This window comes from Pseudoxanthomonas sp. Root65 (genome assembly GCF_001427635.1).
In the GTDB taxonomy this organism is placed as follows: domain Bacteria; phylum Pseudomonadota; class Gammaproteobacteria; order Xanthomonadales; family Xanthomonadaceae; genus Pseudoxanthomonas_A.
In genome coordinates this window covers 50,310-68,875 of record NZ_LMHA01000001.1, presented here as the reverse complement: position 1 = coordinate 68,875, position 18,566 = coordinate 50,310, and the positions used below count along the sequence as shown (strand labels likewise).

The following is an 18,566-nucleotide window of genomic DNA, read 5'->3' as shown; positions in this document are numbered from 1 at the left end:
GATGTGGGAGCGACGTAAGTCGCGAGCTTTTTTCCGAGGCTGAAAGAAGAACTCGCGACTTACGTCGCTCCCACGACGCTCTCGGTGGCTACTCCGAGACCGCCCTGATCGCCGCCGGCAGCGGCGCGCTGTGGCCGGTCTGTGTGTCCATCCACACCACCACCACGTTGCCGTCCGAATACAGCACGCCATCGTCCTTGGCCGACACGATGCGGTGGCCGATGGTGACGCTGCTGGTGCCCAGCCGGTCGACGTAGAGTTCCACCACCACATCGTTGGGCCAGGTCAGCGGGCGCTTGTAGTTGATGTTGTTGGCGGCGACGACGGGTGCGATGCGGTCGGTCATCGACACCTCCGGCACCGTCAGCATCCAACGCACGCGCGCCTCTTCCAGGTACGAAATGTACTTGGCGTTATTGACGTGGCCCATGCTGTCCATGTCGCGCCAGCGCACGCTGATCGGGATCTTCGCCAGCAGCTTGCGGCCGGCGGCGTGGGCGTCGTGCGTGGAACTCATCGTGCGGCCTTCTTCGTCGTGGTCTTGGTGGTTTTCTTGGTGGCGGACTTGCGCGGAGGCAGCACGTCGGGCTTGGCGACCGCCGCAGGCTTGCTGGCCTTGGGCGTCTTCGATTCCGGCAGCAGCTTGGCCAGGAAGCGGCCGGTATGCGAATCCGGATGCGCGGCGATGTCCTCCGGCGTGCCGGTGGCCAGGATCCGGCCGCCGCGGTGGCCGCCTTCCGGTCCCAGGTCCACCACCCAGTCCGCGGTCTTGATGACGTCCAGGTTGTGCTCGATCACCACGATGGTGTTGCCGTCGTCGCGCAGCTTGTGCAGCACGGCCAGCAGGTGCTCGATGTCGTGGAAGTGCAGGCCGGTGGTGGGCTCGTCCAGGATGTACAGCGTGCGGCCGGTGTCGCGGCGCGACAGTTCCTTCGACAGCTTCACGCGTTGCGCTTCGCCGCCGGACAGCGTGGTCGCGCTTTGGCCCAGCTTGATGTAGCTCAGGCCCACGTCCATCAGCGTTTCCAGCTTGCGCGAGATCGACGGCACCGGCTCGAACAGGGTCAGCGCATCCTCGACCGTCATCTCCAGCACGTCGTTGATGTTGTAGCCCTTGTAGAGGATCTCCAGCGTCTCGCGGTTGTAGCGCTTGCCGTGGCAGACGTCGCAGGGCACGTACACATCGGGCAGGAAGTGCATCTCCACCTTGATCATGCCGTCGCCCTGGCAGGCCTCGCAGCGGCCGCCACGGACGTTGAAGCTGAAACGTCCCGGCGAGTAGCCGCGCGCGCGCGACTCCGGCACCTGCGCATACAGTTCGCGCAGCGGCGTGAACAGGCCGGTGTAGGTCGCCGGATTGGAGCGTGGCGTGCGACCGATCGGCGACTGGTCGATATCGACGACCTTGTCGAACAGGTCCAGGCCGGTCACTTCGCGGTACGGCGCCGGTTTGTGCAACGCGCCGTTGATCTCGTTGGCGGCCAACGAGTACAGCGTGTCGTTGATCAGCGTCGACTTGCCCGAACCGGATACACCGGTGATGCAGGTGAACAGGCCGGAGGGAATATCCAGGTCGACGTCTTTCAGGTTGTTGCCGGTGGCGCCGCGCAGGTGCAGCGTCATCTTCGGGTTGGCCTTGTGGCGCGCCTTCGGCACCTCGATACGGCGCTTGCCGGAGAGGTATTGGCCGGTCAGCGAGCGCGGCGCGTCCAGCAGGTCCTGCAACGTGCCCTGGCCGACGATCTCGCCGCCATGCACGCCGGCGCCGGGTCCGATGTCGAGTACGTAATCCGCCAGGCGGATCGCGTCCTCGTCATGCTCGACCACGATCACCGTGTTGCCCAGGTCGCGCAGGCGCGTCAGCGTGCCGAGCAGGCGCTCGTTGTCGCGCTGGTGCAGGCCGATGCTGGGCTCGTCGAGCACGTACATCACGCCCACCAGGCCGGCGCCGATCTGCGAGGCCAGTCGGATGCGCTGCGCTTCGCCGCCGGACAGCGTGTCGGCCTTGCGCTCCAGCGTCAGGTAATCCAGGCCGACATCGACCAGGAAGCCAAGGCGTTCGGCGATTTCCTTGACGATCTTCGTCGCGATCTCACCGCGCCAGCCGGGCAGGTCCAGGCCGCGGAAGAATGCCAGTGCTTCGTCCACGGGCAGCACCACCAGCGACGGCAGCGCACGGTCGGCGACGAAGACATTGCGCGCGGACTTGTTGAGTCGCGCACCCTGGCATTCGGGGCAGGGCCGGTCGCTGATGTACTTCGCCAGTTCCTCGCGCACGGCCGGCGATTCGGTCTCGCGGTAGCGGCGCTCCAGGTTGGGCACGATGCCCTCGAAGCGATGCTTGCGCTGGGTGCGGCCGCCGGATTCGGTGAGGTAGGTGAAGGTGATGACCTCTTCGCCGCTGCCGTAGAGCACGGCCTGGCGCACCTTTTCCGGCAACGATTGCCAGGGTGCGTCGGTGTCGAACTGGTAGTGCTTGGCCAGCGAGGCGATCAACTGGAAGTAGTACGCATTGCGGCGGTCCCAACCGCGCACCGCGCCGGCGGCCAGCGACAGTTCCGGATGCACGACCACACGTGCCGGATCGAAGAACTGCGCGACGCCCAGGCCGTCGCAGGTGGGGCAGGCGCCGACCGGCGAGTTGAACGAGAACAGGCGCGGCTCCAGCTCCGGCAGCGAGTAGTCGCAGACCGGGCAGGAGTACTTCGACGAAAACAGCAGCGGCGCCGTCTCGGGCTGGTCCAGCGACATCACCTGCGCCATGCCGTCGCCGAGCTTGAGCGCGGTCTCGAAGCTTTCGGCCAGGCGCTGCTTGAGGTCTTCGCGCGGACGGAAGCGGTCGATGACCGCCTCGATGGTGTGCTTCTGGCGCAGCGCCAGCGGCGGCACCGCGTCGATCTCGTGCAGTTCGCCGTCGACGCGCACGCGCACGAAACCCTGCGCGCGCAATTGGTCGAACACCTGCGCGTGCTCGCCCTTGCGCTCGCGGATCACCGGCGCCAGCAGCATGTAGCGCTGCTCGCCATCGAGTGCCAGCACCTGGTCGACCATCTGGCTGACCGTCTGCGCTTCCAGCGGATAACCGTGGTCGGGGCAGCGCGGCAGGCCCACCCGCGCGTACAGCAGGCGCAGGTAGTCGTAGATCTCGGTGATGGTGCCGACGGTCGAGCGCGGGTTGTGGCTGGTCGACTTCTGTTCGATCGAGATCGCCGGCGACAGGCCCTCGATGTGGTCGACATCGGGCTTCTCCATCACGCTCAGGAACTGCCGCGCGTACGCCGACAGCGACTCCACGTAGCGGCGCTGGCCCTCGGCGTAGATGGTGTCGAACGCCAGCGACGACTTGCCGGAACCGGACAGGCCGGTGATCACGATCAGCTTGTCGCGCGGCAGGTCGAGATCGATGTTCTTGAGGTTGTGGGTACGGGCTCCGCGGATGCGGATGAAGTCCATGGCCATCGGGTGGGGGATCCGGAAAGCGAACAAGGAAGCGTAGCGATCTGCCTAGGTGGGGGCAAATAGCGCCAATGCCAGCGAAGTGGCGGGTTCGGGTGGGTCGTCAGTCAGCGGGCGCGACGGCCCGGATGGCGTCCTGGGCCTGGCCGCCGCCGGGCCCGCGGCCGCGGTCGGCAAGCCGGCACCCGGCAAGCGATCCATCCAAGTCATTGATCTACAATGGTCCGTCCCGTTGCGGGCGGGACTTGCGACCGCCTCCAAGCGGCAGTCTGCGTGCAGATGCGGACAATTTCTGTCCGTGAAGGTGGGCCCCGGGGAGTCGGTGACGATTCCGCGCAGGGGGCGGGTTGACCGTAACTCGCTGAATCCACTAAAATTCCGCTTCTGTCCGCCCTCGATGGCAGGCAGGCTCCAGAAAATAACTACAGAAACCAAGGAATCCACATGTACGCAGTCGTAGTCACGGGCGGTAAGCAGTACCGCGTGATGAAGGGCGAGACGCTCCGCGTCGAGAAGCTCGAAGCCGAAGCCGGCAACGAGCTCACCTTCGACAACATCCTGATGCTGGGCGATGGCGAGACCATCAGCCTGGGCGACGCCCTGAAGGGCGCCACCGTCACCGCGAAGGTCGTCGGCCATGGCCGCGCCGACAAGGTGCGCATCATCAAGTTCCGCCGCCGCAAGCACCACATGAAGCGCCAGGGTCACCGGCAGCATTACACCGAAATCGAAATCACCGGCATCAACAAGTAAGGAGAAGCAGTCATGGCACATAAAAAGGGCGTAGGCTCATCGCGCAACGGCCGCGACTCCAACCCGAAGATGCTGGGCGTCAAGGTCTTTGGTGGTCAGGCGATCGATGCCGGCAACATCATCATCCGCCAGCGCGGCACCCAGTTCCATCCGGGTCCGGGCGTCGGCCTGGGCCGCGACCACACGCTGTTCGCGCTGGTCGACGGCAAGGTCGAGTTCTCGGTCAAGGGCGCCAAGAAGCGCCGTACCGTGAGCGTGGTGACGGAAGCCTGAGGCTTTCCGCACAGGCTGAGCGAAGGGCCCCGCCGCGAGCGGGGCTTTTCGTTTCGAAGCCTGTAATAACCGTGCAGCGCGCCTGCTTCTTCGATTCCCCACTCCCGAATCCCCACTCCCGGCTCTTATGAAACTCGTAGACGAAGCAGAAATCCAGGTTGGCGCCGGCAATGGCGGCAACGGTTGCGTGGGATTCCGCCGCGAGAAGTTCATTCCGCTGGGCGGCCCGGACGGCGGTGACGGCGGCAATGGCGGCAGCGTCTGGCTGCAGGCCGACGAGAACCTCAACACCCTGGTCGACTTCCGCCACCAGACCCAGTTCCGCGCCCAGCGTGGCGAGAACGGCATGGGCCGGCAGATGTACGGCAAGGCCGGCGAAGACCTGACCATCACGGTGCCGGTGGGCACGGTGGTGACCAACGTCAGCACCGATGAGGTGATCGGCGACCTGACCCAGCACGGCGACCGCCTGCTGGTGGCCAAGGGCGGCAAGGGCGGCCTGGGCAACATGCATTTCAAGAGCTCGATCACCCGCGCGCCGCGCAAGGCCACGCCGGGCGAAGAGGGCGAGGAGCGCCTGCTGAAGCTGGAGCTGAAGCTGCTGGCCGACGTCGGCCTGCTCGGCTTCCCCAACGCCGGCAAGAGCACCTTCATCCGCGCCGTGTCGGCGGCCACGCCGAAGGTGGCCGACTATCCGTTCACCACGCTGTATCCCAACCTGGGCGTGGTCAGCGTGGAAGCGCACCGCAGCTTCGTGATCGCCGACATCCCGGGCCTGATCGAAGGCGCCGCCGACGGCGCCGGCCTGGGCGCGACCTTCCTGCGCCACCTGCAACGCACCCGCATCCTGCTGCACCTGGTGGACATGGCGCCGATGGAAGGCGGCGTGGAGGACGTCGATCCGGTCGAGCAGGTCCGTGCCATCGAGCGTGAGCTGGAGAAGCACGACCCCGAACTGCTGCAGAAGCCACGCTGGCTGGTGCTCAACAAGGCCGACCTGATGTTCGAGGACGAGGCGAAGGAGCGCGCGGAGCAGATCATCGCCGACCTTGGCTGGACGCACCCGTGGTACCAGGTCTCGGCCATCTCTCGCGAAGGCACCTGGCCGATCATGAAGGACGTCATGGCCTTCTTCGACCGCCAGAAGGAAGAGGCCGACGAAGCCGCCCGCGAGGGCTGAGACACGAAAAACCCGCCGGATGGCGGGTTTTTCACGTGGCCCGTTCCGCCATCGCCGGCGCACAGGCAAAAAGAAACCCGCCTTGCGGCGGGCTTCCGTGTCTTCGCGTTGCGTACCGCCGTGAATCAGGCCGCTTGCAGGGCCTTGATACGGGCGTTCAGGCGGCTCTTGTGGCGGGCAGCCTTGTTGCGGTGGATCAGGCCGCGCGAGCTCAGGCGGTCGAGGATCGGCTGGGCCGAGACGAACGCGGCCTGGGCGCCGGCGGCGTCGTTGGCGTCCAGTGCCTTCAGCACTTTCTTGACGGCGGTGCGCAGCATCGAACGCTGACCGGCATTGCGCGCATTGCGCACGACGGTCTGCTTGGCGCGCTTCTTGGCGGACTTGATATTGGCCACAGTGGGATTCCTGGTGAATACCTGAGAGAATTCAGGGGGTGAACGGAAGACGGGTAATAGAGCCGGAAATTATGGGGCATTCAATAGGTTGCGTCAACCTGGGTCGTCCCCGGGCAGGGGAGGGGCGATGAGCGGCAACCGGCTCCTGCGTTCCACCGCCATCTTTAGCTCCATGACCTTCCTGTCGCGGGTGTCCGGGCTGGTCCGGGACCAGGTCTACGCCATCGTGTTCGGCGCCAACCCGGCCATGGACGTGTTCATCGCCGCTTTCCGCATTCCGAACTTCATGCGGCGGCTGTCGGCCGAGGGCTCGTTCTCGATGGCCTTCGTGCCGGTGCTGGCCGAATACAAGGAGAAGCACGGTCAGGACGCCGTCCGGGAGCTGGTCGACCGGGTGGCGGGCACCCTGCTGGCGGCCTTGCTGGTCGTCACGGCGGTGGTCCTGCTTGCCGCGCCCTGGTTGACCCGGGTCATCGCACCCGGCTTCGAGGTGGGAAGCGACAAGCACGCGCTGTTCATCGAGATGCTGCGCATCACCTTCCCGTATGCGCTCTTCATCTCGCTGGCCTCGCTGGCGGGCAGCATCCTCAACAGCTACCAGCGGTTCGCCATTCCGGCACTGTCGCCGGTGCTGCTGAACCTGGCGATGATCGCCGCGGCGCTGGGACTGGCGCCGCTGATGGGGAACTCGGTCAAGGCGCTGGCGTGGGGCGTGTTCGCCGCCGGCATCCTGCAGTTGTGCTTCCAGCTGCCTGCGCTGGCCAAGTTGGGATTGCTGCCGCGTCCCAAACTCGATTTCGCCCACACCGGCGTCCGCAAGATCCTGACTCTGATGGTGCCCACGCTGTTCGGCTCGTCGGTGGTGCAGTTCAACCTGCTGTTCAACACCATGGCGGCGTCGTACCTGATCGACAGCAGCATCACCTGGCTGTATTACAGCGACCGCCTGCTGGAATTCCCGCTGGGCATGTTCGGCGTGGCGATCGGCACGGTGATCCTGCCGCACCTGTCCAGCCGGCACGCCGCCACCGATCCTGATGGCTACTCGAAGGGGCTCGACTGGGGCTTCCGGCTCTGCCTGATGATCGGCCTGCCGGCCTGCGCGGGCCTGATCCTGTGCGCGGGGCCGCTGATGTCGACCTTGTTCCAGTACCGCAGCTTTACCGTGCAGGACGCGCAGATGAGCAGCTGGAGCCTGATCGCGCAGTCCACGGCCGTGCCCGCCTTCCTGCTGGTGAAAGTGCTGGCGCCGGCGTTCTATTCGCGGCAGGACACCCGCACGCCGGTGAAGGCGGCGGTCGTGGCGGTGCTGACGAATGCCCTCTGTACGATCGGCCTGTTCGCGGCGCTGCTGTACGCCACGCCGACCGGGCAGGCCGCGCTGCAGGCGGCAGGGGGAAGCTGGACGCAGGCACTGGCCACCATCCCCGGCGCGCACGCGCTGCTTGCGCTCGCCATCGCCATCGCCGGCTGGGTCAATGCGCTGCAACTGGCCTGGCTGCTGCGCAAGGCGGGCGTGTACCGCCGTCAGCCGGGATGGGGTCGCTTCCTGCGCCAGATCGGGGTCGCCACGCTGGCCATGACGCTGGCGGTGCTGGCGTTCCGGTTGCTGTGGGTGGACTGGTCCGCCTGGGCGTGGTGGGAACGCGGCCTGCGCCTGGCCGCGATGGTCGGCGCCGGCGGTGCGCTGTATGGCGGCCTGCTGTACCTGCAGGGCATCCGCCCGCGTGACCTGCGTGGGCATTGAGGTTGACGCGGGCGGCTATACTTCAAGGTCTTGCACCATCCCGGATCCGCCGTCGGCGCATCCGTTCTGACAGGAATCCATGAGCAGGCTGTTCCGTGACGTCGATGGCGGGTCTCTGTGCCCGCACGGTAGCGTGGTCTGCATCGGCGCCTTCGATGGCCTGCATTCGGGCCACCGTGCGCTGGTGCGGCATGCCGCCGCCCGTGCCCGCGCGCTGGGCGTGCCGGCCGTGGTGGTGACCTTCGAGCCGCTGCCGCGGGAGTTCTTCGCCCGCGACAATCCGCCGCCGCGGCTGACCCTGGCGCGGGCCAAGGTGGAAGGCCTGCTGGACCTGGGCGCCGACCATGTCGGCCTGCTGCGCTTCGACGCCACGCTGTCGGCCCGCTCCGCCGAGGACTTCGTCCGCACGCTGCTGGTCGGTCGCCTCTCGGCCCGCGAGGTCTGGATCGGCCCGGAGTTCCGCTTCGGCCACCGTCGTGGTGGCGACCTCGCCCTGTTGCAGGCGATGGGGGGCGAACTGGGCTTCAGCGCCGGCGAGATCGAGCCCGTCCATGCCCAGGGCGACCGCGTCTCCAGCACCCGCATCCGCGAAGCGCTGAAGGCCGGGGACTTCGCCACCGCCACGCGTCTGCTCGGTCGGCCGTACGCCATCGGTGGCCGCGTCGTGCGCGGCAAACAGCTCGGCCGCACGCTCGGGTTTCCCACCGCCAACCTGCGCTTCCCCAAGACGCCCGCGCTGTCCGGCATCTATGCCACCTGGGTGCACGGCGTCGGCGACCGGCCGTGGCCGTCGGTGTCCAGCTTCGGCACGCGTCCCACGGTCGAGGGCGTGGAGCCGCTGCTCGAAGCCCACCTGTTCGATTTCGCCGGCGACCTTTACGGGCGCCACCTCGAAGTCGAATTCGTCGCCAAGCTGCGCGACGAACTGAAATTCCCCGATCTGCCCAGCCTCACCGAGCAGATGCACCGCGATGCGGACGACGCGCGCGGGATCCTTTCCGAACATCAACGACGAGCGACGGCGTGAGCCAGGACTACAAAGCCACCCTCCACCTGCCCGCCACGGATTTCCCGATGCGCGGCGACCTGCCCAAGCGCGAGCCCGACACGCTGGCCCGCTGGGAAAGCCAGGGCCTGTACGCGCAGCTGCGCGACAACGCCAGGGGCCGCCCGCTGTTCGTGCTGCACGACGGCCCGCCGTACGCCAACGGCGCCATCCACCTGGGTCATGCGGTCAACAAGATCCTCAAGGACATCATCGTCAAGTCGAAGTACCTGGCCGGCTTCGATGCGCCCTACATCCCGGGCTGGGACTGCCACGGATTGCCGATCGAGATCGCCATCGAGAAGAAGTTCGGCAAGGTCGGCGTGAAGCTGGATGCGGTCGAGTTCCGGCAGAAGTGCCGCGAATACGCCGAGTCGCAGATCGACATCCAGCGCAAGGACTTCAAGCGCCTGGGCGTGATCGGCGACTGGGACAATCCGTACAAGACGCTCGACTTCCGCTTCGAGGCCAACGAGATCCGTGCGCTGGCCAAGATCGTCGCCAACGGCCATCTGACGCGCGGCGTGAAGCCGGTGCACTGGTGCTTCGACTGCGGCTCGGCGCTGGCCGAGGCCGAGATCGAATACGCCGACAAGGTGTCGCCAGCCGTCGACGTCGCCTACGCCGCGCGCGACACGCAGACGGTGGCGAAGGCGTTCGGCGTCGACGTGCCGGCCGATGTCGAGGTCGCGCTGCCGATCTGGACCACCACGCCGTGGACGCTGCCGGCCTCGCTGGCCATCTCGGTCGGCGCGGATCTCGAGTACGCGCTGGTCGAAGGCCCGGCGCATGACGGCAAGCGTCGCTGGCTGGTGCTGGCCGACGCGCTCGCTCCGCGCGCGCTGCAACGCTACGGCGTCACCGATCTCGCCGTGCATGGCCGAGCGAAGGGCAGTGCGCTGGAAGGCGCGCTGTTCGCGCATCCGTTCTACGACGAGCGCGACATCCCCGTGCTGCTGGGCGACCACGTGTCGGCCGAAGACGGTACCGGCGCGGTGCACACCGCGCCCGGCCATGGCCAGGAAGACTATGTCGTCAGCAAGCAGTACGGCCTGCTGGACAAGTACACCGCCGCGCAGCTCAATCCGGTCGATGGTCGCGGCGTGTACCTGCCGTCCACGCCGGCCGCGCATGGCGTCGAACTGGCCGGCCTGCATATCTGGAAGGCCAACGACACGATCATCGAGGTGCTGAAGCAGAGCGGCGCACTGCTCGCCTTCAGCAAGCTCGAACACAGTTACCCGCATTGCTGGCGGCACAAGACGCCCATCGCGTTCCGCGCCACCCCGCAGTGGTTCATCTCGATGGAACAGGCCCACCTGCGCGCCGATGCGCTCGCCGCGATCAAGCAGGTGGGCTGGTTCCCGCAGTGGGGCGAAGCCCGCATCGCCGGCATGGTCGATGGCCGTCCGGACTGGACCATCTCGCGCCAGCGCACCTGGGGAGTGCCGATCGCGCTGTTCGTGCACCGCGAAACCGGCGAGCCGCATCCGCGCAGCGTCGAGCTGATGCGCGCGGTCGCCGACCGGGTGGAGCAGGGCGGGGTCGACGTCTGGTACACCTTGGACGCGGCCGAACTGCTGGGCGACGAGGCGAAGGACTACGACAAGATCACCGACATCCTCGATGTCTGGTTCGACTCCGGCGTGACCCACGAAGGCGTGCTGCTGGAGCGTGGTCTCGGCAAGCCGGCCGACCTCTATCTGGAAGGCTCGGACCAGCACCGCGGCTGGTTCCAGTCCTCGCTGCTGACCGGCGTGGCGATCGACAAGGCCGCGCCCTACAGGCAGTGCCTCACCCACGGCTTCACCGTGGACGAGCACGGCCGCAAGATGTCCAAGTCGCTGGGCAACGGCATCGAGCCGCAGGACATCATGAAGACCCTCGGCGCGGACATCCTGCGCCTGTGGATCGCCAGCGCCGACTACAGCAACGAGATGTCGCTGTCGCAGGAAATCCTCAAGCGCAACGCTGACGCCTACCGTCGGCTGCGCAACACCGCGCGCTTCCTGCTCAGCAACCTCAACGGCTTCGACCCCGCGCACGACCTGCTGGCGCCGTCCGACATGGTGGCGCTGGACCGCTGGATCGTGCACCGTGCCTATGAAGTGCAGGAGAAGATCAAGGCGGCCTACGACCGCTACGACTTCGCTGAGATCGTGCAGGCGCTGCTGAACTTCTGCAGCGTCGACCTGGGCTCGCTGTACCTGGACGTCACCAAGGACCGCCTGTACACCATGCGCGAGGATTCGCGCGGTCGTCGCAGCGCGCAGAGCGCGATGTTCCATATCGCCGAAGCCTTCGTGCGCTGGATCGCGCCGGTGCTCAGCTTCACCGCGGACGAAATGTGGGGCTATCTGCCGGGCGAGCGTACCGGCAACGTGCTGTTCGCCACCTGGTACGACGGCCTGGCGCCGCTGCCGGAAGGCGCGGCGCTGAACGCCGCCGACTTCGACCAGCTGCTGGCCCTGCGCGAGCAGGTCGCCAAGGTGCTGGAGCCGATGCGCGCCAATGGCCTGATCGGTGCCGCGCTGGAAGCGGAGATCGCCGTGTCGGTGAACGCGCTGACCGCCGCCAAGTGGCAGCCGCTGGCCGAGGAACTGCGCTTCTTCTTCATCAGCGGCGACGTCACCGTGTCCGAAGTCAGCGCCGACGAAGTGTTCGTGCTGGCCACGCCGACCACCAAGACCAAGTGCGTGCGCTGCTGGCACCATCGCGCCGATGTCGGCCAGCACGCCGCGCATCCGGAGCTGTGCGGCCGCTGCGTCGATAACATCGACGGAGCCGGCGAAAACCGGGTGTGGTTCTGATGGCCATCAAGCCGAAACCCAACGCCCTGGTCTGGCTGCTGCTGTCGGTCGTCGTCATCGTGCTGGACCAGTGGTCGAAGGCGTGGGTGCTGGCCTCGCTGCCGGAATACACCGCCATCCCGGTGATCGAGGGCTTCTGGAACTGGTACCGCACCTACAACACCGGCGCGGCCTTCAGCTTCCTGGCCGATGCCGGTGGCTGGCAGTTGTGGTTCTTCACCGTACTGGCCGTGGGCATCAGCGGCCTGCTGGGCTTCTGGCTGTCGCGCACGGCGCGCGGCGACTGGCGCCAGGCGCTGCCGTACGCGCTGGTGATCGGCGGCGCGCTGGGCAACGTCATCGACCGGCAGATCCACGGCCACGTGATCGACTTCATCCAGTGGCACTGGCGCGACCATTACTGGCCGGCGTTCAACATCGCCGACTGCGCGGTGGTGGGCGGCGCCATCGGGATTGCGCTGTTCGGCCTGTTCGAGGGCAAGAAGAAGGCCGCCTGACCCGACTGCGTCTCCGCGCGATCGTAGGGTGGGCCTTGGCCCACCGCTCGGTGACGCGTGAAGGCGGTGGGCCAGGGCCCACCCTGCGAAGCGCACTGCACCTCGCATGCGGTCATCCCGGCGAAAGCCGGGACCCCGTGTCTTGTGCTCCTCCAGCCGGTCTCCCGTGCCCCGTCGCTGGGTCCCGGCTTTCGCCGGGAGGACGGCGGAAACGCCATCCGACGGATTCCTCCTTTCACCGTTCGACCTCCGGTAAAATCGGGCCCATGGACGTCCTGCTCGCCAATCCCCGTGGTTTCTGTGCCGGCGTCGACCGCGCCATCGAGATCGTCAAGCGCGCCATCGAAACACTGGGCGCGCCGATCTACGTGCGCCACGAGGTGGTGCACAACCGCTTCGTGGTGGACGACCTGAAACAGCGCGGCGCGGTGTTCGTGGAAGAACTGGACGAAGTGCCCGATGACGCCACCGTCATCTTCAGCGCGCACGGCGTCTCCAAGGCGGTGCGCCACGAAGCCGAGCGCCGCGGCCTGAAGGTATTCGACGCGACCTGTCCGCTGGTCACCAAGGTGCACTTCGAAGTGGCCCGACACTGCCGCGCCGGCCGCGACGTGGTGCTGATCGGCCATGCCGGCCACCCCGAGGTAGAAGGCACGATGGGTCAGTGGAGCCGCGAGGGCGGGGTGGGCAACATCTACCTGGTGGAAGACATCGATGGCGTCGCCACGCTCGACGTCAGCCAGCCCGACAATCTTTTCTACACCACCCAGACCACGCTGTCGGTCGACGATACGGTGGGCATCATCCACGCGCTGCAGCAGCGCTTCCCGGGCATCCACGGGCCGAAGAACGACGACATCTGCTACGCCACCCAGAACCGCCAGGACGCCGTGCGCGACCTGGCCAAGCAGTGCGACCTGGTGCTGGTGGTCGGCTCGCCCAACAGCTCCAACTCCAACCGCCTGCGCGAGCTGGCCGAGCGCGACGGCGTGGAGTCGTATCTGATCGACGGCGCGCACGAGATCGACCCGCGCTGGATCGAAGGCAAGCAGCGCGTCGGCGTCACCGCCGGCGCCTCCGCCCCCGACGTGCTGATCGACGGCGTCATCCAGCGCCTGCGAGATCTGGGCGCCGGCGGCGTCAGCGAACTCGATGGCGAACCGGAAAACATGGTGTTCGCGCTGCCGAAGGAATTGCGGCTGCAGCTGGTCAGCTGAGTCGGGACAGCCTGCAAAGTGGGCACCCCACGCTGCCCGCTGTTCCCGCCAAGAACCCCGGCCCTGGCCGGGGTTTTTTGTGTCGGATCCAGACGTGAACGCCATGGCGCCGATGCGGACAGGCATCCAGTCGTGTCACGCGACGGGTCTGCCAAGGCAAATTTCCTCGACGTCGAGCCTCCGAGCCTCGACGCCGCACCAACGTGGCGCGACGCCAAGGGAAAAAGCCTTGCGGTCGAAGCGGAAAGTGTCGGCGACAAGGCAAATTGCCTCGCCGTCATGGCTCAAAGCATCCCGATGCCGAGGCAAATTGCCTTGCCGTCTCACCTTTGAGGTTCGCGGCCAAGGCAATTTGCCTTGGCGCCGTCCCGAAATGCCTTGGCGCCGTCCCGGGAATGCCTTGGCGTCGAGGAAAAAAGCCTCGTCGTCTCACCTCAAAGCCTTGCGCTCGCACCGTTCCGGGGCGATTTCTCACAGTAATGGCCTGCGGGGCAGGGTTGGCGATGTCAGCGCAAGGTGTCAGAGAGCGCTTTCCACCCGATGGCCTTCTCCGTCCACGAGCCGCGCGGCATCCACGGCATCGAAGCTCAGCCTAACGACAGGAGCAACCCGTCGTCGCCCGGCCTCCATGGCGCGTTCGACATGCCGCGTGTGTCATGCCGTATCACGCCGTGCGACCACCGCCTGCCATCGTGTCCGCCGTCGAATCGAGGGGGATGGCCGATGACCCGCATGCACCGGATTGCGTTGCGTATCTACTTGCCCACGCTGGCCTGCCTGTTGCTGGCGTTTGCGTCCACTTGGGTGTTGTCCGGTGCTGCGCCGCAACCCCAGGGCGGCGAGTTCTTCAATGCGCTACGGTGGCTGCCGCATGCGCTGACGGGCGTCGCCCTCGTGCTGGGTACCGTGGCCAGCCTGCGGTTGCGCCGCTGGGAAGCGGGCGATGCCTTGATCTGCGCCTGCGGCGGACTACTGGGCAGCGAGCGGGACGGACGCTTCGGCAGGTATCGAACCTGCGTCGCGTGCGGCCGCCATCATGTGGTGGACCGATAGGCAGACCAGACCATAGGTTGGGGTGAGCTTGCGAGCCCCAACCTGCGGAAAGATGATGGGCCATGGACTATCGGCGTATCCGCCAGGAAGGCGGCACCTACTTCTTCACGGTCAATCTTGCGGATCGCTCCGGCACCTTGCTGGTGGATCGTATCGACGATCTCCGAAGCGCTGTGCGGGTCGTCAAGCAGCGGCATCCGTTCGATATCGTTGCCTGGGTGGTTCTACCCGATCATATGCACGTGGTCTGGACGCTCCCCACACACGACGGCGACTGCGCTACGCGCTGGATGCTGATCAAGGCGGCTCTCTCGCGGGCGGTGCCCAAAGGCGAGCGCTGAATCTGGCAGCGTCGCTTCTGGGAGCACCTGATTACCGACGAGGTCGACCTTCGGCGGCATGTGGATTATGTGCATATCAACCGGGTGAAACATGGCTGCGTCGCGCGTGCGGTGCATTGGCCGTACAGTTCGATACATCGCGACATCGGATTGGGCGTGGTGCCGTCAGATTGGGCAGCGGCGCCCGAGGGTGATGTCTGTGCTGGGGATGGCTGAGGCTGTTGGGTTTCGCTGCGCTCACCCTAACCTATGGTCCTGCCGAAGGAATTGCGGCTGCAACTGTTGGGTTGAGTTCCTCCACCTCGCTTCTCCCACGCAGCTGGCCACGACCTGTCCGCGCGCGGCTCTGGTGCAGGAAGCGGGGAGACCGTTGCGCTGCCGCTGAATAACACCGTGAGTGGACCATGTGCCCGCCCTCGTTCCGGCGCCCGTCGGGATAGAGGGGCATGGCGGCACTGAATAATGCCGACGACTGCGGATACCTGTGACGGCCGACACGATGCCGCAAGGGCGGGCATCACAGGACTTCGCGTGGGCATGCCTGCACACAGGGAGCATGGAGTTGGCCATGGTGCCGACGACTGATTTCGTCATTGCTGTCCGGCGTGCGGTATGTCCGGGATGCCATCTCGCCCGCGAGTATCAAGATGGAATGCGCATCTTCCGACGCAGGTGCGCGCACCGACGGGCAAGTCCTTGGCGAGCGATGGATGGCAATGCGTACAGCTCGTGTAGGTAACCGGAGGTAGCGGTTCGAGAGGGGACATGCGTGCATGTGCAAGTCGCGGCACGACGCGCCGCTCAGGCTTGCCGCACACGCTGCACGCACTTGTCGCGATCTTCGCGTGCATGCCGATTCCCTGAGGGCTAGCGATACATGTCGGCGAAGGAGCCCTCCGCTTCGTGAAGTCGGAGGGCGAAGAAGCGACCGGGGAACGATATGTGGCGATCCGATGAGGCTTCGCATCTGCGCGCAAGAAGGTCCTTCACGTCGGCGGAGGAATGCCTGTCACGCGGATTCCTTTCTGTGCGCGCTGACGCTGAAGCGCTTCGTGATGTAGCGTCGCCCACCTCCGATGCGTCGGCAGAACCCGCGCGTGCTACAGAGGAAGGTGCAAGGAAGGTGCCCACGACGCGCAGGCGTTTCTGTCCGCCACCTAGTGCACTACAGGCGGTCTGGTTGCTGGCGTCACTGTGGGCCGCTCCGGCCTTGGCTCAGGTCGTGCTGGAATCGGTAACCAACACGACCGTTGCCAACAGCGGACCCACCGGCGACGGGCCGTCTCCCGAGCCCCAGACGATGACCCCGCGCCACAACAGCAACAATCCCGCCGGCGACACCATGCTCGTGCGCACGCCGGTCGTGACCGTCACCTTCTCCCTGACTAACCAGCAGTTCACCGGCTTGACCTCTGGCCAGGGCTACCCGGGCGGGACCGGCGGCAATGCCGTGTTCTTCGGCGGCAACGCCTCGTCCAGTGGCAGCACGGTCGTTGCGGGGCCGCTCTATGTGAACCTGGGGAGCATCGGAGAAGGCGTGGCGTCGCAGTTCACTTCGGTAAATCCGACGGCGGGGCAGGGCATCTCGACCGCCATAAACGCGGGGATGCGCATGTCGGTATCCGCCAAAGCGATTGCCCTCCAGACCCCAGCCACACCTACCACGGCGCGCGTACGCATGGCCGACCTGGTAGTGAGCTTCAGCGCGCCGGTGACCGATCCCATCCTGCATCTCGCAGGACTGGGCGCTTTCTCCTCCTCGGACGACGAGGCTTTGGGTTTCAGCACGGAGTTCGACTTGGTCACCCCGGGACTGACCCTGACCCGCCTGTCGGGCGGAAACAGTTTCGTAGTTTCCGGCAACCAGATCAGCAACGGTTCCTCCTCCCTCAACGCCAGCTGCGTTACCGGGGGCGGCGGCGCCTGTGGCTCGGTGAGGGTGAACGGCACGGGCTTCGGCAGCCTAATCTTGCGCGTCTTCCTGCGCGGCGACGGCGGGGCGACGAACTGGGGGTTATCTTCAACCAACTTCCCTTCGGACGTGAGTCTGGTGGGCGTCTCCGTGGCCGAGCCCACGCCGATGCTCACCGTCCGCAAGACCAGCGAGGGCGGCACCGGCACCTTCGACTTCACCGGCACCAACGGCTACACCGCCACGGCGGTGACCACCACCGTGGCCGGCACGCCAGTGGCGGGCACCACGCGGACACTGACCACGGCTGGCGTCGCCACCACGATCACCGAGGCGGCGATCGCCGGCTACCGGCTGACCAATATCAGCTGTACAGGCTTGGGAGCGGGAGGCACGGCCACGCCCACGTATACCAACAACGCCACCGTGGCTGGCAGCGTGGTACTCGATGCTGCGGCCACGGCGCTGGGCAGTAACATCCAGTGCACCTTTACCAACACACGCAACGCCGCCATCCGCCTGCGGAAGGCATTGCCGGGCGGTCGGGTGATCACCGGAAACCAGTTCGGGCTTGAAATCCGCGAAGGCTCCACCGTGCTGGCGACTGCCACGACGACGGGCGCCAGTACCACGCCCGCCGAAGTGGCAACGCTGACCTCGGCGGTGGCGGGGACCCCCTACAACCTGCGCGAAGTGGCAGCGGGCAGCCCGCAGACGGTGCTGGCCGACTACGTGGTCAGCTATGCCTGCACCAATACCCGGGTGGGCGGGCAGACGCCCAGCGGCAGCGGCATCACCTTCTTCGACATCACGCCTGTTGCCGGCGATGACCTGACCTGTACGTTCACCAACCAGCCCAGGGCCACGCTGCGGCTGCGCAAGACGCTGCCCGGCGGCCGGGCGGTGGCCGGAAACCAGTTCCAGCTGGAAATTCGCGAGGGCAGCACCGTGCTGGCCACCGCCACCACCACTGGCACCGGCACCACGCCTACGGAAGTGGCAACGCTGACCTCTGCGGTGGCGGGGACCACCTACAACCTGCGCGAAGTGGCGGCGGGCAGCCCGCCGGCGGTGCTGGCGGACTATGTGGTCAGCTACACCTGCACCAATACCCGGGCGGGCGGGCAGACGCCCAGCGGCAGCGGCATCACCTTCTTCGACATCACGCCTGTTGCCGGCGATAACCTGACCTGCACCATCGAGAACGCACTCAGGGGCAGCATCACCATCGTCAAGGACGCAGTGCCCAACAACGCGCAGGACTTCGCCTTCACCACCACCGGCACCGGCCTGAGCAGCTTCAGCTTGGATGATGACGCGGACGCCACGCTGTCCAGCACACGCACGTTCTCGAACCTGGCACCGGGCAGCTACAGCGTGACGGAGACGGCGCTGCCGGGCTGGACCCTGACCGGGCTGACCTGCACGGACCCGGACGGTGGCAGCACGGTGAACGTGGCGGGCCGTGCCGCCAACATCGATCTGGATGCGGGCGAAAACATTACCTGCACCTACACCAATACCCTGCAGCAGGCCGACGTGCGCGTGCAGAAGACGGCCACGCCAAACCCGGCGCTGAGCGGGGGCGTGGTGACGTACACGATCACGGTGACGAATGCGGGACCCGCGGCGGCGAATGGGACGGTGCTCACCGATAGCCCCGGCGCTGGACTGAACTGCAGTACGCCCAGCACCACTGCGGCGTGCACAGCGACCGGCGGTGCGGCATGCCCTGCTACGGTTCCGGTGTCGACCTTGACGGGAAGCGGCATGACGATTGCGACGCTGCCGGCCGGTGGCCAAGTGGCATTGACATTGCAGTGCACGGTCACGGCGACCGGACTGCCCTGAGGCAGGGAGGCGGAAGCGATGTCTCCGTCTTCTGCT

At 66.5% G+C, this 18,566-nt stretch carries 14 protein-coding genes; 11 read left to right on the top strand and 3 right to left on the bottom strand.

Annotated features, from left to right (window positions below; all coding sequences use genetic code 11):
- Positions 1-88 precede the first annotated feature (88 nt).
- Together ASD77_RS00225 and uvrA are read right to left on the bottom strand one after the other, a co-directional pair.
- A complete protein-coding gene (locus tag ASD77_RS00225; RefSeq protein WP_055935663.1) occupies positions 89-517 on the bottom strand; it encodes a thioesterase family protein in 429 nt (142 codons plus the stop codon).
- The gene (uvrA, locus tag ASD77_RS00220; RefSeq protein WP_055935660.1) at positions 514-3,459 is read right to left on the bottom strand and encodes an excinuclease ABC subunit UvrA; all 2,946 of its coding nucleotides are present in this window, start codon (positions 3,457-3,459) and stop codon (positions 514-516) included. Before uvrA ends, ASD77_RS00225 begins: the two co-directional genes overlap by 4 nt.
- A gap of 441 nt (positions 3,460-3,900) precedes the next feature.
- On the opposite strand from uvrA, the gene rplU reads away from it, so the two are divergent.
- From rplU to cgtA, 3 genes are all read left to right on the top strand, one after another.
- Positions 3,901-4,209, top strand: a complete 309-nt coding sequence (gene rplU / locus ASD77_RS00215; RefSeq protein ID WP_055935657.1) for a 50S ribosomal protein L21 — start codon at positions 3,901-3,903, stop codon at positions 4,207-4,209.
- Between the two features lie 12 nt (positions 4,210-4,221).
- A complete protein-coding gene (gene rpmA / locus ASD77_RS00210; protein WP_055935654.1) occupies positions 4,222-4,482 on the top strand; it encodes a 50S ribosomal protein L27 in 261 nt (86 codons plus the stop codon).
- 127 nt (positions 4,483-4,609) lie between these two features.
- Complete coding sequence (cgtA, locus tag ASD77_RS00205) at positions 4,610-5,662, top strand: Obg family GTPase CgtA (RefSeq protein ID WP_055935651.1); 1,053 nt, start codon at positions 4,610-4,612, stop codon at positions 5,660-5,662.
- 125 nt (positions 5,663-5,787) lie between these two features.
- On the opposite strand, the gene rpsT is transcribed toward cgtA, so the two are convergent.
- The gene (rpsT, locus tag ASD77_RS00200; RefSeq protein WP_055935648.1) at positions 5,788-6,057 is read right to left on the bottom strand and encodes a 30S ribosomal protein S20; all 270 of its coding nucleotides are present in this window, start codon (positions 6,055-6,057) and stop codon (positions 5,788-5,790) included.
- 127 nt (positions 6,058-6,184) lie between these two features.
- On the opposite strand from rpsT, the gene murJ reads away from it, so the two are divergent.
- From murJ to ASD77_RS00160, 8 genes are all read left to right on the top strand, one after another.
- Positions 6,185-7,804 carry a murein biosynthesis integral membrane protein MurJ gene (gene murJ, locus ASD77_RS00195; protein ID WP_055935644.1) on the top strand — a complete coding sequence of 540 codons (1,620 nt, stop codon included), beginning with the start codon at positions 6,185-6,187 and terminating at the stop codon, positions 7,802-7,804.
- A gap of 79 nt (positions 7,805-7,883) precedes the next feature.
- The gene (locus ASD77_RS00190; RefSeq protein ID WP_055935641.1) at positions 7,884-8,831 is read left to right on the top strand and encodes a bifunctional riboflavin kinase/FAD synthetase; all 948 of its coding nucleotides are present in this window, start codon (positions 7,884-7,886) and stop codon (positions 8,829-8,831) included.
- Positions 8,828-11,659: an isoleucine--tRNA ligase gene (gene ileS, locus ASD77_RS00185; RefSeq protein ID WP_055935638.1), complete on the top strand. Its 2,832-nt coding sequence runs from the start codon at positions 8,828-8,830 to the stop codon at positions 11,657-11,659. Before ASD77_RS00190 ends, ileS begins: the two co-directional genes overlap by 4 nt.
- The gene (lspA, locus tag ASD77_RS00180; protein ID WP_055935635.1) at positions 11,659-12,156 is read left to right on the top strand and encodes a signal peptidase II; all 498 of its coding nucleotides are present in this window, start codon (positions 11,659-11,661) and stop codon (positions 12,154-12,156) included. Before ileS ends, lspA begins: the two co-directional genes overlap by 1 nt.
- Positions 12,157-12,422: 266 nt before the next feature.
- Positions 12,423-13,373 carry a 4-hydroxy-3-methylbut-2-enyl diphosphate reductase gene (ispH, locus tag ASD77_RS00175; protein WP_055935632.1) on the top strand — a complete coding sequence of 317 codons (951 nt, stop codon included), beginning with the start codon at positions 12,423-12,425 and terminating at the stop codon, positions 13,371-13,373.
- A gap of 723 nt (positions 13,374-14,096) precedes the next feature.
- Complete coding sequence (locus ASD77_RS00170; protein ID WP_055935629.1) at positions 14,097-14,426, top strand: hypothetical protein; 330 nt, start codon at positions 14,097-14,099, stop codon at positions 14,424-14,426.
- A gap of 62 nt (positions 14,427-14,488) precedes the next feature.
- Positions 14,489-14,767: a hypothetical protein gene (locus ASD77_RS18420; protein WP_235578439.1), complete on the top strand. Its 279-nt coding sequence runs from the start codon at positions 14,489-14,491 to the stop codon at positions 14,765-14,767.
- A gap of 1,180 nt (positions 14,768-15,947) precedes the next feature.
- A complete protein-coding gene (locus tag ASD77_RS00160) occupies positions 15,948-18,530 on the top strand; it encodes a DUF11 domain-containing protein (RefSeq protein WP_156383415.1) in 2,583 nt (860 codons plus the stop codon).
- Positions 18,531-18,566 lie beyond the last annotated feature (36 nt).